Annotated in this window: 16 protein-coding genes; 5 read left to right on the top strand and 11 right to left on the bottom strand. The window is 61.2% G+C overall.

Annotation, left to right across the window (positions count from 1 at the left end):
- Window positions 1–25 precede the first annotated feature (25 nt).
- The 3 genes from ACLRGI_RS18595 (at window position 26) to ACLRGI_RS18605 (ending at window position 2,649) form a co-directional block, all read left to right on the top strand.
- Window positions 26–736, top strand: coding sequence for a response regulator transcription factor (locus ACLRGI_RS18595; protein ID WP_024819794.1), 711 nt, complete (start codon window positions 26–28; stop codon window positions 734–736).
- Between the two features lie 3 nt (window positions 737–739).
- On the top strand, window positions 740–2,236 hold the full coding sequence (locus ACLRGI_RS18600) for a sensor histidine kinase (RefSeq protein ID WP_419203021.1): 1,497 nt from the start codon (window positions 740–742) through the stop codon (window positions 2,234–2,236).
- A gap of 122 nt (window positions 2,237–2,358) precedes the next feature.
- Window positions 2,359–2,649 (top strand): WXG100 family type VII secretion target, encoded by a 291-nt coding sequence (locus ACLRGI_RS18605; RefSeq protein WP_419203022.1) that lies wholly within the window; start codon window positions 2,359–2,361, stop codon window positions 2,647–2,649.
- A 118-nt stretch (window positions 2,650–2,767) separates the two neighbouring features.
- Here the strand turns inward: ACLRGI_RS18605 and ACLRGI_RS18610 are convergent, their stop codons facing one another.
- From ACLRGI_RS18610 to ACLRGI_RS18630, 5 genes are all read right to left on the bottom strand, one after another.
- Window positions 2,768–3,850, bottom strand: a complete 1,083-nt coding sequence (locus ACLRGI_RS18610; RefSeq protein WP_419203023.1) for an RNase H family protein — start codon at window positions 3,848–3,850, stop codon at window positions 2,768–2,770.
- A gap of 253 nt (window positions 3,851–4,103) precedes the next feature.
- Entirely contained in the window at window positions 4,104–5,729 is a 1,626-nt protein-coding gene (gene groL, locus ACLRGI_RS18615; protein ID WP_419203024.1) for a chaperonin GroEL, read from the bottom strand.
- 323 nt (window positions 5,730–6,052) lie between these two features.
- Window positions 6,053–6,256, bottom strand: coding sequence for a cold-shock protein (locus ACLRGI_RS18620; protein WP_011773737.1), 204 nt, complete (start codon window positions 6,254–6,256; stop codon window positions 6,053–6,055).
- Between the two features lie 172 nt (window positions 6,257–6,428).
- Window positions 6,429–7,061 carry a LytR C-terminal domain-containing protein gene (locus ACLRGI_RS18625; protein WP_419203025.1) on the bottom strand — a complete coding sequence of 211 codons (633 nt, stop codon included), beginning with the start codon at window positions 7,059–7,061 and terminating at the stop codon, window positions 6,429–6,431.
- 49 nt (window positions 7,062–7,110) lie between these two features.
- Window positions 7,111–7,446 carry a DUF3263 domain-containing protein gene (locus ACLRGI_RS18630; protein WP_024819788.1) on the bottom strand — a complete coding sequence of 112 codons (336 nt, stop codon included), beginning with the start codon at window positions 7,444–7,446 and terminating at the stop codon, window positions 7,111–7,113.
- A gap of 109 nt (window positions 7,447–7,555) precedes the next feature.
- On the opposite strand from ACLRGI_RS18630, the gene ACLRGI_RS18635 reads away from it, so the two are divergent.
- Complete coding sequence (locus ACLRGI_RS18635) at window positions 7,556–8,323, top strand: uracil-DNA glycosylase (RefSeq protein ID WP_419203026.1); 768 nt, start codon at window positions 7,556–7,558, stop codon at window positions 8,321–8,323.
- A gap of 67 nt (window positions 8,324–8,390) precedes the next feature.
- Window positions 8,391–9,230: a siderophore-interacting protein gene (locus tag ACLRGI_RS18640; RefSeq protein ID WP_419203027.1), complete on the top strand. Its 840-nt coding sequence runs from the start codon at window positions 8,391–8,393 to the stop codon at window positions 9,228–9,230.
- A gap of 58 nt (window positions 9,231–9,288) precedes the next feature.
- On the opposite strand, the gene ACLRGI_RS18645 is transcribed toward ACLRGI_RS18640, so the two are convergent.
- The 6 genes from ACLRGI_RS18645 to ACLRGI_RS18670 all read right to left on the bottom strand — a co-directional run.
- Window positions 9,289–10,776 carry a threonine/serine exporter family protein gene (locus ACLRGI_RS18645; RefSeq protein ID WP_419203028.1) on the bottom strand — a complete coding sequence of 496 codons (1,488 nt, stop codon included), beginning with the start codon at window positions 10,774–10,776 and terminating at the stop codon, window positions 9,289–9,291.
- A gap of 27 nt (window positions 10,777–10,803) precedes the next feature.
- Window positions 10,804–12,120, bottom strand: coding sequence for a peptidoglycan bridge formation glycyltransferase FemA/FemB family protein (locus tag ACLRGI_RS18650; protein WP_419203029.1), 1,317 nt, complete (start codon window positions 12,118–12,120; stop codon window positions 10,804–10,806).
- 111 nt (window positions 12,121–12,231) lie between these two features.
- Window positions 12,232–13,320, bottom strand: a complete 1,089-nt coding sequence (locus ACLRGI_RS18655) for a lipid II:glycine glycyltransferase FemX (protein WP_419203030.1) — start codon at window positions 13,318–13,320, stop codon at window positions 12,232–12,234.
- A 109-nt stretch (window positions 13,321–13,429) separates the two neighbouring features.
- Window positions 13,430–14,251, bottom strand: coding sequence for a DNA/RNA non-specific endonuclease (locus ACLRGI_RS18660; protein ID WP_419203031.1), 822 nt, complete (start codon window positions 14,249–14,251; stop codon window positions 13,430–13,432).
- Window positions 14,252–14,266: 15 nt separating this feature from the next.
- The gene (locus ACLRGI_RS18665; RefSeq protein WP_419203032.1) at window positions 14,267–14,398 is read right to left on the bottom strand and encodes a hypothetical protein; all 132 of its coding nucleotides are present in this window, start codon (window positions 14,396–14,398) and stop codon (window positions 14,267–14,269) included.
- 11 nt (window positions 14,399–14,409) lie between these two features.
- Window positions 14,410–15,036, bottom strand: a 627-nt coding sequence (locus ACLRGI_RS18670) for an L-serine ammonia-lyase (protein WP_419203033.1), incomplete at its 5' end; no start/stop codon positions are given.

Consider the following 15,036-nt stretch of genomic DNA (forward strand, 5'->3'; position numbering starts at 1 on the left):
AGTTTCTGGGAGCATCATGGATGTCATGAAAAAGAACGGTCCCGAAGCCAAGCTTCTCGTTGTCGACGACGAGCCCAACATCCGCGAGCTGCTTTCCACGTCGCTGCGTTTTGCAGGTTTCGAGGTGGTTGCGGCCGCCAACGGTCGTGAAGCCCTCGCCGCGGCCGATCTTCACTCCCCGGACCTGGCAGTCCTGGACGTCATGCTGCCGGACATGGATGGCTTCACGGTGACCCGTCGCCTCCGCGCTGCCGGTAAGCACTTCCCTGTCCTGTTCCTCACGGCGAAGGACGATACCGAGGACAAGGTCACCGGCCTCACCGTCGGTGGCGACGACTACGTCACCAAACCCTTCAGCCTGGACGAAGTGGTGGCTCGCATCCGGGCCGTCCTTCGCCGGACGCAACCGCTGGAGGACGACGACGCCGTGATCCGCGTCGATGATCTTGAACTCGATGACGACGCCCACGAGGTCCGCCGTGGCGGGACCGTCATCGAGCTGTCCCCCACAGAGTTCAAGCTGCTGCGCTACCTCATGCTTAATCCAAACCGGGTGCTGTCCAAGGCACAGATCCTTGACCACGTATGGGAGTACGACTTCAACGGCGACGCCTCAATCGTTGAGTCCTACATCTCCTACCTGCGACGCAAGGTAGACATCGATCCCGATGCCGCAGCCCTCATTCAAACCAAGCGCGGCGTGGGCTACGTGCTGCGAACGGCAGAGAAGCGCTGACCCTTGCTGCTCCGCTGGAAATCGGCATCCCTGAGGTCGCAGCTTGTCGCCATCATCATGGGCTTGCTCTTGCTTGCCCTGGCGGCAACGGGCGCGGGCACGTTGACGCTCGTCAAGAGTTACCTGCAGGGCCAGGTGGACGACAAACTCAGGGCCGCCGTCGCCTTGGCAGTGGAACAAGGGTCCTTTGACAAGCTGGCCCCCCGGAACCCGGAAACCGGCCAGCCGGCCCAGCCGAACCCGGACACCCCCACCGACTCCGCCGTGCCCACGGACTACTCGCTGACGCTGTACGTGCCGGGCTTCGAACCGTTTCTCTTCGGCGGCAGCCAAAGCGATCGTCCCGCGATCAGCAACATCACCGTGGCTGAAGCCAAGCTCCGCGGCAATGCTCCCTACCAAGTCAAGGGCACTGCCGGTAGCAACTGGCGCGTCGTGGCCGTGGGCGCAAACACCTCCGACGGCCGCAACGGCGTGATGATCATCGGGCTGCCGCTCACCCCTGTAGACAAGGTGATGGAGCACGCCGTCCTGGTGGTTGTAGGTGTTGGCCTTCTGACCATCGTGTTGGCGTTCTTCATCGCCACATGGACTGTTGCGCGGTCCTTCCGTCCATTGGCCAAGGTGGAAAAGACGGCTGCAGCCATCGCCGCCGGTGATCTTTCCCGCCGCGTGGAAGTGGAAAATCCCCACACCGAGGTGGGCCGCTTGGGTGGTTCCCTCAACGCCATGCTCGCCCATATCGAGGCTTCCTTTGCTGCCCGCGCCGCTTCCGAAGGTCGCATGCGCCGCTTCGCGGCCGATGCCTCCCACGAGCTGCGCACACCGTTGGTCACCATCCGCGGCTTCTCGGAGCTCTACCGTCATGGTGCCTTGACCAACCAGGAAGACATCGCGATGGCGATGGGCCGGATTGAAAGTGAAGCCAAGCGCATGGGCTCCATGGTGGAAGACCTTCTGATGCTGGCCCGCCTCGATGAGCAGCGACCCCTTCAGCTCAAGCCCGTGGATCTTCAACTCCTTGCACATGATGCCGTGGTGGATACCAAAGCCTCATCCGCAGACCGGACCATCACGCTCACCGGTCTGGACGGCGCGGCGCCCACAGCGGCGCCGGTTCAGGGCGACGAAGCCAAACTACGGCAAGTCATAGGGAACCTGGTGGGCAACGCCCTGAGGTATACGCCGGAAGGAAGCCCCATAGAACTGGCTGTCGGTGTTCGCAACACTCCGTCGGGCTCCGTTTCGGTCATTGAGATCCGCGATCACGGGCCGGGCATTCCGGAGGCCGAAACCAACAAGATCTTCGAACGTTTCTACCGTGCGGACACCTCACGGACCCGGGAGACCGGCGGCAGCGGGCTCGGACTCGCGATTGTCGCTGCAATCATCGGCTCCCATGGGGGTACGGTCCAGGTGGCAGAGACCGACGGCGGCGGTGCCACGTTGGTGGTCAGCCTCCCCTTCCACGAGGAATCGGCTGAGTTGTTGTCCAGCTAACGCGTGCTTTTATCCACATAGCGACGAACACCCGTTTTGCGGCCGCGGGCGGCTGCCTAGGCTCGATGTTGTAGCCACGCATCCCCGCAACCCGCGGACCATCTTCGTCGAAAGGCATCACCATGAGCGTCATCTCAGTCGATACCGAATTGCTCCAGCTCAAATCGGCCAACGTTAAAGGAACCGTTGATCGCATCAGTGTCGATGTACAGACCATGCGGCGCGGCCTGGAGGAACTTGAGGCGACTTGGCGGGGAACGGCTGCCACAAACTTTCAGGCGCTTGTCCTGGAATGGTCCATGACGCAGAGCAAGGTTGAGGCATCCTTGGCTTCCATCACCGTGGCGTTGTCTTCCGCCGCCACAAGCTACTTGGAAGTGGAGCAGGGAAACACCCAGCGCTTCGCATACTAGCTGAACCCTAACCAGGTTCTGTCTCCCGCATGAACTCCTGCGGGGCTGGCTGTCTTCCCCCTGTGCAGCCACCCCGCGGGTCATGAGCAATGTGTAGCCGGGCTCAACCCTCCCGGGGTTAATTCTCGAGAGTCCCTTGGTGGAACCGCAACCGCCATTGACCGCGGTCGAGCATCCAGACGGAGCTGCGAAGCGCAGAGCCCGTGTGAGCGAAGCTGCGGTAATTGAGGAGGATGGTGTTATCGCTGAGCCGGTCTGCGCTGAGTAGTTCCAATTCGGATGGTTCGCCGGGGTCCTCTTCCAATGCCATCATCATGGCGTCCCGTGTCCAAAACCTACCCGAGCTGCCAATCTCGGCGAAGTCCGGGTGGAGCAACACACCAATCCTGCCGATGTCCGCCCGGACATCGGGCCGCAGCAGTTCCCGTTCCAAAGCCAGGACTGTGTCCTCCGCGGACAGTTGCTGCCCGGAAGCATCTTCATCGAGTTCACTGAAGAGATCGGCCTGGCCGAAGATGCCGGACTCGCCGAAGAGCGTCGGCTCAAAGTGCGGTCGAGAGCTGCGATCAGCCTTTGCGGGTGCAGAACCACCGCCTGCCGCAGAGGCTCCGGCTCCAGCACCTGCCCCGGCGCCAGCACTTACAGGGACCGGCTCCGACCGACGGGTTTGGGCTGCGCGCGCTTCCGTCCGGTGCGGGGACTTAGCCTGGTCTTGGCCGTGTACTTGCTCCTTCGCACCCGGGAACCCCGGGCCGCCCCGGTGCGCTACTCCCTGCTGGTAGGCGGTGGCAACGGCGCGTGCGCGCTCGTCTGCGGCTTCGTTGAGGTCGTGACCAGCATGGCCTTTTACCCATTCGAAGGTATATTTACGGCCCACGATCGCTTGGTCGATGTCCTTGAGAAGGTCCACGTTCAGCACGGGCTTGCCATCGGCCTTTCGCCAGCCCTTCCGCTTCCATCCCGGCATCCACTTGGTAATGCAATTGATGACATATTGGCTGTCGCAAAGGATCAGCAGCTCTTCTTGTGGCACGTGGGCCGTGGACCGGAACAGGTCCAGTACGGCCATCAATTCACCCTGGTTGTTGGTACCGTGCGGCCAACCTCCTGCTCGCCAACAGGAGTCATCAACGTACCAGGCCCAACCGGCCGGCCCAGGATTACCGAGGGCGGACCCATCGGCGGCAGCAATAATCGTCATGAGGTTAATCCTGCCAGACCCCACCGACACTGAAACCGTGATAGTACCCAAACAAGTCGCAGAACAGGCCGATACGATCGCCGGGAACCGCCCGCTCAGACGGGCTTGTTCTGTGACCCCTACTTGGGCATGCCTCTTGGCGAGGCAACAAAACGGCGGCCCTCACCAAAGTGGTGAGAACCGCCGTCGTGATGCTGTTCAGCGTGATGCTGTCCAACGTGTTGCTTGGCGCTGTATCGCTACAGCGGGAGGCTTAGAAGCCGCCCATGCCGCCCATGTCGTCGCCGCCGGGAGCCGGAGCGTTCTTCTCGGGCTTGTCGGCAACTACGGCCTCGGTGGTCAGGAAGAGACCAGCGATGGAAGCAGCGTTCTGGAGAGCCGAGCGGGTGACCTTTACGGGGTCGTTGACGCCGGCAGCCAGAAGGTCTTCGTAGACACCCGTAGCAGCGTTCAGGCCGTGGCCGGAAGGCAGGCCGCGAACCTTGTCAACCACAACGCCCGGCTCGAGGCCTGCGTTGAAGGCGATCTGCTTCAGCGGTGCATCGATGGCAACCTTGACGATGTTGGCACCGGTTGCCTCGTCACCCTGGAGGGTGAGGTTGGCGAATGCCTTGGCGCCTGCCTGGATGAGGGCAACGCCACCACCGGCAACGATGCCCTCTTCAACAGCGGCCTTTGCGTTGCGGACTGCGTCCTCAATGCGGTGCTTGCGTTCCTTGAGCTCAACTTCGGTTGCGGCACCGGCCTTGATGACTGCAACGCCGCCGGCCAGCTTGGCCAGGCGTTCCTGCAGCTTCTCGCGGTCGTAGTCGGAATCGGAGTTCTCGATCTCGGCGCGGATCTGGGCCACGCGGCCCGCGATCTGCTCGGCGTCGCCGGCACCTTCAACGATGGTGGTCTCGTCCTTGGTGACAACAACCTTGCGGGCGGTGCCGAGGAGTTCCAGGCCGGCGTTTTCGAGCTTGAGGCCAACTTCTTCGGAGATGACCTGGCCGCCGGTGAGGATGGCGATATCGGCCAGCTGTGCCTTGCGGCGGTCACCGAAGCCCGGAGCCTTGACGGCAACGGACTTGAAGGTGCCACGGATCTTGTTGACGATCAGGGTGGCCAGGGCCTCGCCCTCGATGTCTTCGGCGATGATCAGCAGCGGCTTGTTGGACTGCATGACCTTCTCCAGAACCGAGACGAGTTCCTTCACGTTGGAGATCTTGGAGTTGACGATCAGGATGTACGGGTCTTCGAGGACCGTTTCCTGGCGCTCTGCGTCGGTGACGAAGTAAGCGGAGATGTAACCCTTGTCGAAGCGCATACCTTCGGTGAGTTCGAGCTCCAGGCCGAAGGTGTTGGATTCTTCAACCGTGATGACGCCTTCCTTGCCCACCTTGTCCAGTGCTTCGGCGATCAGGCTGCCGATTTCCGGGTCACCGGCGGAGATGGAAGCCGTAGCTGCGATCTCTTCCTTGGTTTCGATTTCCTTGGCGGAGGCCAGCAGTTCGCTGATGACTGCCTCAACAGCCTTCTCGATACCGCGCTTGAGGGACAGCGGATCGGCGCCGGCGGCAACGTTGCGCAGGCCTTCCTTCACCAGCGCCTGGGCAAGAACAGTAGCAGTGGTCGTACCATCGCCAGCGACGTCATCCGTCTTCTTGGCAACTTCCTTGACCAGTTCTGCACCGATCTTCTCGTAAGGATCGTCCAGCTCGATCTCCTTGGCGATGGAAACACCATCGTTGGTGATCGTGGGGGCGCCCCACTTCTTTTCGAGGACGACGTTGCGTCCACGCGGGCCGAGGGTGACCTTGACGGCGTCTGCGAGGATGTTCAGGCCCCGCTCGAGGCCGCGGCGTGCCTCTTCATCAAATGCAATGATCTTGGCCATAACGGCGGTAGTCCTTTCGGGACAGTCGTTAAGAAGGTACCTGTCAGATGGGGTGCCCGCGACGGACGGTCTTTTGCTTGCGGCCTCTGTATGCCCCGCGCTCCGGACCTCACCCCACCAAGGTGTTTCTTGATCCTCCGCCGGTCCGCCACTTGTCCGCCACCGGTGTTAGCCGGGCCGGACTTAGCAGTCGAACCATAAGAGTGCTAAATCAATAATTAGCACTCGACACGGGAGAGTGCAAGCAGAGATGCCAGTTTGCTCCATAAACACAGAACGGTTTCAGCCAAGGGCTGAGGGGAAAGCGTGCGGCGTCGCGACGACTATGCGACGCGGACGCCTTCGGCTTGCGGACCCTTCTGGCCCTCCCCCAGTTCGAACTCAACCCGCTGTCCTTCTTCGAGGGCGCGGAACCCATCCATTTGGATGGCGGACCAGTGCACAAAGACGTCGTCGCCGGATTCATCCACAGTGATGAAGCCGTAGCCTTTTTCGGCGTTGAACCATTTGACGGTTCCCAAAGCCATGATGCCCACACTTTCGCAGTAGCCAAGACCGGTAGCCAGGATCTCCGTACCGGAATTAATCCACTGTAACCACTGTCACCACCACAGCGCTGCCGTGGCGGGGCGGGGCACCTCTTTTGTTATTGAGGCTTAACCGAGTTGATGGATTTCAGCTCGGGGACGGGCCTGGAAGCTACTGGTACCCGGGCCCGGCAACAACCACCAGCGGCTGTTGAACCTCAGGGGTTTCCACAATGGTTTCGATACCCAGCAAGGTACCCAGTGCTTCGGCGTTGGCCTTCTGCTCGGGTGCGTTGTAGAAGATCACGGACGTCTGCTGGGGCAGTCCGCCCCAGTTCCCTACGGTGCTCAGCGCCCAGCCGTCACTCTGGACCAAGCCAGCCACCCGGCCTGCCAAGCCTGCTGTCCCTGCGCCGTTGTACACAGCCACAGGAGTCGCCTTATCCACGGGAGCCGACGACGGAGTGGCGGAAGGAGACTCCGATGGCGTCGGTTCGCTACTGGGTTCACTGCTGGGTTCGCTGGAAGCGGGAGGTGCGCTGCTTGATTCAGTGGGTGCAGCGGACGGTGCCGCAGAAGCCTGCTGGGGTGCCGATGTCGTGATGTTCGACGAAGCGCTGGGTGCCACCAGCCCAAGGTTGGGCAGGATCAGGAAGGCCACGAGCCCCAGCACCAAGGCCACTGCCCCAACGGTCAGGACCGGCCACAGGGTAGGGCGTGCGGTCTCTTGGGCGTCGCGGTGAACGCCCTGGCGGGACGTATTCTGCGGAACCTGGTCGAATTCGTCCTTGGCATATTTGGTCATGGTGAAGCGGTGTCCTTGCTGGTTGCTGCTGACAGATCAGCCTGGCGATTTACGCGTCGGACCCCAAGCGACGTGCCGTCCGCGCGCGCTGGCGGGACGTACGTAGTCTACGCAATCTCTTGACGAGCATGGGATCGTGGGCCAACGCGTCCTCAGTGTCTATGAGCGCGTTCAGGATTTGGTAATAGTGTGTGGCGGAGAGATCGAACAGTTCCCGGATAGCCTGTTCCTTGGCGCCGGCGTACTTCCACCATTGCCGCTCGAGCGCCAACATTTGCTGGTCCCGCTCACTCAGCGGAGAGTCGCTGCGGGTCTCGGCCGCGAGGTCCTCAAGGGCGAAGCCGGTAGCTTGCGACGCCATCGGTTCCGGTGCTGGTTCTGCCACGGCACACTCCTTCGACGCTTGTTGGGGGTAAATGTCCTACCCCCATGTTACGGGCGAATAACAACAGTGTCATTCGCAGTCCTCGCGCCGCGCGGGAGACAATGGCCAGGTGACCGGCGAGGATGCACTCTTTGATCTTGAACCTACGGACGTGGCCGACCCCGGCTTCGCAACGCTCCGTCAGCAGCCGCTGGAGGAGCTGATGGCTCCCGACTGGGCCGATGCTTTGCGCCCCGTTGAAGGCCAACTCCGCGAAGCTTTGGACTACGTAGCCCGCCAATCTTCCCAGGGAACCCAGGTTCTGCCCGCTGCCAACAACCTGCTGCGCGCCTTCAAGCAACCGCTCGCCGACGTCAAAGTCCTGATTCTCGGCCAGGATCCTTACCCTACGCCCGGTCACGCCATCGGCCTTTCCTTCGCTGTGTCCCGGCCGACGCGCCCCATCCCTCGAAGCCTCGCCAATATCTACCGTGAACTACACGACGACCTCGGCCTGCCGCCGCGCGTCCACGGCGACCTCAGCGCCTGGACCGAGCAGGGCGTCCTGCTCCTGAACCGCGTTCTCAGCGTCGATGCGGGGAAAGCCGGTTCCCACCGCGGTAAGGGCTGGGAGGCCGTTACGACGGCGGCCGTCACCGCCGTCGCCAACCGTACAGACGGTGCGGGGCGGCAGAGTCCGCTGGTGGCGATCCTGTGGGGCAAAGACGCCGAGGGCGTCCTGCCGCTGCTGGGCGAGGCACCTTCCATCGTCTCGGTACATCCGAGCCCCCTCTCTGCGTCGCGAGGCTTCTTCGGATCCAAGCCCTTCAGCAGGACCAATGAGTTGCTGGTGGGCTTGGGCACTGACCCGATCAATTGGGAATTGCCTGTTCTGTAACTCGCGACCACTGTAACCTTCGACTCATACCCAGCTGATGCGCAGGCAATTAGCTTAGGCTTACCTTATGACTGCTCTCCCCGTCACTTCGTCCGCCTCACGCAAGACCCGTCCGCAGGTCAACCTGACCGTCTTGCGAAATGAACGCCTCTCGCCCCATATGGTGCGGATCGTGGCGGGCGGACCCGGCTTCAGCGACTACGCGAACAACGAATACGTGGACCGCTATATCAAGATCGTGTTTCCCCAGCCGGACGTCGAGTACGAACTCCCTCTGGATTTGTGGGCCATCCGCGACACCATGCCCCGCGAGCAGTGGCCCCATACCCGCACGTACACCATCCGCTGGGTGGACCTGGAAGCACAGGAACTGGCTATCGATTTTGTGGTGCACGGCGATGAAGGGCTGGCCGGTCCGTGGGCTGCCGCGGCCCAGCCCGGCGACTCGCTGATCTTCACGGGACCAGGCGGCGCGTACAACCCGGCCCCGGATGCCGACTGGTATTTGTTCGCCGGTGACGACGCCGCGATACCGGCTATTGCAGCCTGCGTTGAAGCCCTTGCTCCCGACGCACGCGGAACCGTCTTCCTTGAAGTCGATAACGAGGCAGACATTCTTCCAATTTCCGCACCAGCTGGTGTGGAGTTGCACTGGCTCCTGCGCAGGGGCGTTCAAGCGGGGTCCAGTGATCTGCTGCTCGAAGCCCTCCGCACCACCGAATGGTTGCCCGGGCGCGTAGACGTCTTCGCCCACGGCGAGCGGGGTTACATGAAGGGACTCCGTGAGATTTTCTTCGTTCAGCGTGGCTTGGAGCGTTCGCAGGTCTCACTGTCCGGGTACTGGGCGCAGGGCCGCGTTGAGGAAGTCTTCCAGGCTGAGAAGAAGCTCCCGGTAGGCCAGATCTAGCCTTAGTCCTTAAAACCGAACGGCGCCGCCTCTTGGCGGCGCCGTTCTCCTTTTGTCCTTAACGCCTTCGTACCCTGCGGCGTTCATTGCTGGACAGACCCTTCGTCAGCGGCCTGGCCAAGTTGTCTCCAAGAACGATCCCCGCGGCCACTCCCAGCACTATGGCTCCGGCGTTCAGCATGCCGCCTGCACCGACCAGAATGTTGCCCCCTTCAACAGTGAGGGCGTACATGGAACGGAAGATCGTCAGGCCGGGCAGCAGGATCAATGCAGCGGGGACGGCGACTACAAGCTGTGGAGCACCGAGCTTGAGCGCCACCACACGGCCCAGCAAGCCAATAACCACCGCAGCGACGGCCGGCGACAAGCGGTCGCCGAGGCCGGCTTCGCCAACCCCCCATAAGACGAAGAAACCCACTATGCCTACTGCCGCCGTCGGGACCAGCAGCCGCATCTGAGTCTGTTCGGTGACGCCGATGGCCACCACAGCTATAGCGATAAGGAATGCTTGGATCCACAGGGGGTAGGCGTCGGGGAACGTCTGTGTGACGTCCAGGACGGCGCTGCCCATGAGCGTTCCGACGACGACGGCCACGCCGATTCCCGCAACGATCGCACCGAAGGTGAGCAGCGTGGAGAGGAACCGACCCGCGGCCGTGACCGGGAAGCCGTTGATGGCATCTTGAACGGATGAGACGAGACGGCCCGTGGGGAGCAGCAGCAGAATTCCGCCCGCCACCACAATGGATGGAGCAATTTCCACCCCGGCCCAACGAAGCATCAGCGCGATGAAAGTGACTAGGAACGCGCACGCCATGGTGTTGAAGAAGTCGGCCGTCCGCCACCTGGCAAGTTGCCGGGAGAGCAGGCTGATCAGGATGTTCGAACCAAAAGCCACCGCAGACGCACCAACGCCGCCACCCAGGACTCCCACGAACACTGCGGCGAAGATGCCGAACGCTATGGTGACCATCCACCGGGGGAAGGGTTTGGCGCTGCGGATGATCTCATTCAACCGGCGCACGGCTTCGTCTCGGCCCACTCCCCCGGCCACAATGTCCGTGACCAGTTGATGCACCTGAGCAAGTCCGGCGTAGTTGTTGGTCCAGGAGCGCACTACGCGCAGCAGCGTGATGGGAGTCTGATCCTTCGGCGCATAGTTGATGGCCACCGACTGGTTGGTGATGTCCACTTCAACGTTCTTCAGGCCGAGGGCTGCTGTGACCGCGATCATGCTGGTCTCCACCTCAAGGGCACCAGCACCGTAACGGAACATGACTTCGGCAAGATGAAGGGCGAAGTCGATGGTCTTGCGGGCCGAAGCATCCACACCTACCACTTGGATGGTGGGGTTGGCGTAAGGACTACCGGCCAACCGGTCCACGATGTTCATGGGCGCTGTGGGCGGGCTATCGCCTTGAACCAAGCGCATGAGCATGCGTTTGGCGTTGACGTTTTGCCGGACTTGGGACGGCCGCAACGGCTGGGTCTTGGGCAACCCGTCCGTAAGGGGCCTGCTGGCGGACCCGTCGGGGCGTTCAGTCACGCGGTGATCCTCCCTTGGCTTGTGTGATTAGCGATTCCTCCGAAATTTTCCTACGACAGGCAATTTCTCAAGTGGCAATCGTCCCAGCACTGTCTGGGCGGCCCCTGCGAGCTTCCTGACCGCGCGGTAACCGTGGAAGATGATCGGGTTCACCGGTGCAACGAAATCACCCACCAACTGGACCACTTCGCCACCGAAGCCCTTCTTGAATTCGTACCCTCCGTGACCTGTTTCATCTTGGCCCTGGATGCCGAACGTGCCATAGAAGTTGTAGCGCGAGTAACCGTTGTTCAGGGCATGCAGCATCATGCCCCAGTAAAGGGACGTCGCACCGTTGAAGTAGATGTAGTCCTGCACGGTGCCGCCGATGACGCACACGAGTTCGTCGCCGGAGCATGCAAAGTGGATTGCTGCCACGGTAGCTACGCCCACGGAATCCGGGAAGCGTTCGATGTCCTTGAGGCTCCGCTCATAGCTGTCCACGAGGTCCTGGACAACTTTGATGCGGTTGGCCTTCTTCTTGCTGCCGGTCTCCTCAACCTCCCGCTTGAGATCCGCCAAGGTCTTGGATTCGGCATCCAGGCGCTCCGTGATGGAGGCGCGGTACTCCGGGATATTGATCTTGGCCATCATGAGTTTGGTGAACTCATCGGAGGTGTTTCGGAGCAGTTGCTCGTAGTACTCGCGTTCGCGGTACGTGAAGCCCTTCTCATCACCGGCTGTGCTCAGCGCCGTGTAGAAATCATCCAGCGTTTCCAGCGTGGCCTGTTCCAGGTAGACGCCGTTCTTCTCGGCTTTACGGATGGCCTTGCGGGTACGGTAGTTCATGCCCATGATGAGCTCTTCGGAATCAGCAATTCCGTCCAGCTGCTTGATGAACATCCAGTTGATGTTGGCGAAGTTCATGTCGAAGCCCTGGTGCTTGAAGCCCAGGCCTTCGAACTCCTTCAGCAGCGGACGGTTGTCCTCAACCTCGGGGTGCTCGGCGCCTTCTTCGTCCCGCGCGATGTACCTGATGTTGGGCGAGATACGCAGTTCGGCAGCCTTCTTCGAGGCTGCATGTTTTTTCAACTGCCCGACGACGAAGCGCACCACTGTTGGGTCGCTGTAGTCCATCAGGGGTCCCTTGGCGCAGTCGCAAACCTTGTAGCCGAGACGATTCGACGTGTATACGAGCTTCCCCGCAGCAATCAGGCTGTCGCCGCGCCTCACACCGAAAAGCTCAACTTCCTGGCCACGGGCACGCTGGAAGCGCGTGAGTTCCATGGACTGGATGAAGCTGCCCTGAGGGTGTCCCTTAGCGAATGTCTCGAAATCAGCGTCACTGAGAATCACGAATTCCATGTCGGTTCCAGCCTCAATCGGAGTCAAAGAAATTACCTCACCTAAAAGTAGATTGCACCCCGTTGGTGGCCGGGGCGGGCCTGAAGTTGGCTTGCTGGCTGCGGGTGGCCGTCAGTAGAACTGGCCGCCGGTACGCATGGTTTCGAGTCGACGGAAGATGCGTTCTGCACCCTTGAGCCACAGCTTGTGGCGGACAGGTCCCAAGACAAGGTCGTAACAACCCACAAAGTCCGTGACGGTCTTGGTGAAGCTCGTTTTGAACAGCCCCATGCCGTACAGAGGGTGGGTCTTGTCCTTGATCCTTGCAGCCGGGGGCGTGCCGCAGAAGTCGTACTCCACACACCCGAGTTCCTGCATACGCTGAATCGCCGCCCACTGGGCAAGGTGCGAGTCCCCGTACTGTTTGCGGTTCTGGGTAGAGCCGCCGTCCTTGTACGTCGCTTTGGAGCCGTAATTGATGACGAACGCACCAACGCTGGGTGCGCCGTCCTCATGCACGAAGAAGAAGTGGCCCTGCCCACGGCTACAGAACTCTTGCCAGAACTTGGAGTAGTACTCATAGCTCCGCAGCGGCATGGCGCCCTTGGCGTTCACGGTGTTCTGCATCAGCGCGTAGAGCTTGCGGTAGCTGTCTTCGCCCGGCTCAGCCCGAACCACTTCGCACCCCTCACGTTCAGCCCTGCGAACTGCGTTGCGTGCACGCGAGGAAATGCTGCGCAGAACTTCATTGGCCGGTGCGGAGATGTCCAGCAAGGCCGTGGAGTCGTTGGATTGAATGTTGGGAGCTTTCACCAGGCCGGCGGCTGTCAGTTGGGTGGTCGCCTCCGCGGACTCCACCACATCAGGCTCGATCTTGATGGTGAAGACGTTCATCTTCCTCTCACGAGCAAGCGCGGCTACTGCTTTCAGGGCAGGCTGGACGTCTTTGACATCCGAGACATCCGGACCTTTGATGAGGTACCAGAGCCGCCCCATCACGGGGAACTTCTTCTCCAACAGCAGGTTGTAGCTGCTGTATTCCTGAGTCTCGATGACGAGCCGCCGAACCAGCCAGCCGTTACCGTCCTTGACTGCCGCGTAGGCATCCGACTGCAGCATGTTGCCGCCGTTCGGATTGGCCGTGACGTGCTTGTCCCAATTCTCGATTTCCTCGGCGGTGGCAAAGCGGGCGGTAAATTCTCGCAAGGTGGCCGTGTCCAATCTCAGGGGTTTGGTGCAGTGTTCAAAAGCGTAGTGTGCATGCGGACATGCAGCCCCAAGTCTATCGGGGTATGTGTATATCGCCCGATTCTGCTGGTCCGCCCAGGGATTACAACCTGATCTGGTTTGGTCTCTCCAGTTTGATTGCCCTTGGTTCCACACCGGATTCCAGCTGGCCGCTCACCAGGCGGTCCGCGCTGATAAGCCTGCTCAGACTGAGCCCTGTCAGGTCGGCTATCTGCCCGACGGGCACCTGGAACGTCCGGAACGGTCCCAGCGGCGGCGGCTCACCTTCGAGGAGTCGCTGGCTCACTGCCTTCTTCAGCTCCACTTTGCCCAGCATCGGTGACTGGTCCAGGAGAAAGCCGACGGCGGCCAGCTTGGCATCGTTGGTCCATGCCGCGATCTTCCAGAACTTTCGTGGGATTTGAACTCCCCTATATTCAGGATCGTCATCGACGAACACCGGTCCCGTGAAGACGCTGAGCTTTGCATCATGGATGTCTGCGTGGCTCAGAACATGGTCTTCGAGCCCTACCCAGAGTTCCTTGCCTTGGTTAAAATCATCGATCTGTGGCGCCGCGTTGGTGTAGCTGAAGGTGTCCTGGTTGGCTCTCTTCGCCGTTGCCGCGTCACCCCACACCGGATCCAAGCGCCTGACCAAGTGCCCGCGATCAAAGGCGTTGTTCTTGTACAGATCCGGGCCAGCCTGCTGCTCCCGTGGGATTCTGTCATCAAGATGCCATGAACCCTCGCGGGCCAGGGGTACCAATTCTTTGCCGTTGATATTCACTCCCACAATCGCTGCGAGCTTCCGGGCAGCCCGGAAGCGTACAGAGAAGTGGGTGTAGTCCAAAAGAGTCGTCGTGGCCGTCGGACTGGGCAGTTCAAGCCGTGTCCGCAAAAAGTCCCTGCTGTATCCCCCACTCATGGATACAGCATGACATCAGGGCCTGACAGTTTTGAGTTGCCGGGCCCTTCGCCGCTCAAGAGATGCCACCACGATTCCCGCCAGCGATCCGGCGACAGGAGCGGCAAACACCAGGATCACCACCCCAATGGCATGCTGTGAAGTCACAGCCTACAAAATCAGCATTCGACGACGTTGACGGCGAGGCCGCCCATCGCGGTTTCCTTGTACTTGTGGGACATGTCCTTACCCGTCTCACGCATCGTCACGATCACCTCATCCAACGACACACGGTGTGTTCCATCGCCCCACAACGCCATCTTCGCCGCGTTAATCGCCTTCGCCGCAGCAATCGCGTTCCGCTCAATACACGGAATCTGCACCAACCCCCCGATCGGATCACACGTCAACCCCAGGTTATGTTCCATCGCGATCTCAGCCGCGTTCTCCACCTGACCCGGCGTACCACCCATCACCTCAGCCAACCCCGCAGCAGCCATCGACGACGCCGAACCCACCTCACCCTGACAACCAACCTCAGCCCCGGAAATGGACGCCTGCTCCTTATACAACACCCCCACAGCACCGGCAGCGAGCAGGAACTTCACCACCACATCATCCCGATCCTGCTGCGTTGCCTGATCCATCCCCGGCGCATAGTTCAACGCGTAATACAACACCGCCGGAATAATCCCCGCAGCACCATTGGTCGGCGCAGTCACCACCCGGCCACCCGACGCGTTCTCCTCATTCACGGCCAAAGCGATCAGGTTCACCCACTCCTGCCAATACTTCGGATCGTTCCG

Source organism: Paenarthrobacter sp. PPS72, assembly GCF_048537125.1.
Lineage (GTDB): Bacteria > Actinomycetota > Actinomycetes > Actinomycetales > Micrococcaceae > Arthrobacter > Arthrobacter nitroguajacolicus_E.

What these genes read in the sequence shown, in the direction of transcription:
- ACLRGI_RS18595 (WP_024819794.1), top strand. Translation starts at nt 26, where the DNA reads ATGAAAAAGAACGGTCCCGAAGCCAAGCTTCTCGTTGTCGACGACGAG.
- ACLRGI_RS18605 (WP_419203022.1), top strand. Translation starts at nt 2,359, where the DNA reads ATGAGCGTCATCTCAGTCGATACCGAATTGCTCCAGCTCAAATCGGCC.
- ACLRGI_RS18610 (WP_419203023.1), bottom strand. Translation starts at nt 3,850, where the DNA reads ATGACGATTATTGCTGCCGCCGATGGGTCCGCCCTCGGTAATCCTGGG.
- groL (WP_419203024.1), bottom strand. Translation starts at nt 5,729, where the DNA reads ATGGCCAAGATCATTGCATTTGATGAAGAGGCACGCCGCGGCCTCGAG.
- ACLRGI_RS18620 (WP_011773737.1), bottom strand. Translation starts at nt 6,256, where the DNA reads ATGGCTTTGGGAACCGTCAAATGGTTCAACGCCGAAAAAGGCTACGGC.
- ACLRGI_RS18625 (WP_419203025.1), bottom strand. Translation starts at nt 7,061, where the DNA reads ATGACCAAATATGCCAAGGACGAATTCGACCAGGTTCCGCAGAATACG.
- ACLRGI_RS18640 (WP_419203027.1), top strand. Translation starts at nt 8,391, where the DNA reads ATGACTGCTCTCCCCGTCACTTCGTCCGCCTCACGCAAGACCCGTCCG.
- ACLRGI_RS18650 (WP_419203029.1), bottom strand. Translation starts at nt 12,120, where the DNA reads ATGGAATTCGTGATTCTCAGTGACGCTGATTTCGAGACATTCGCTAAG.
- ACLRGI_RS18660 (WP_419203031.1), bottom strand. Translation starts at nt 14,251, where the DNA reads ATGAGTGGGGGATACAGCAGGGACTTTTTGCGGACACGGCTTGAACTG.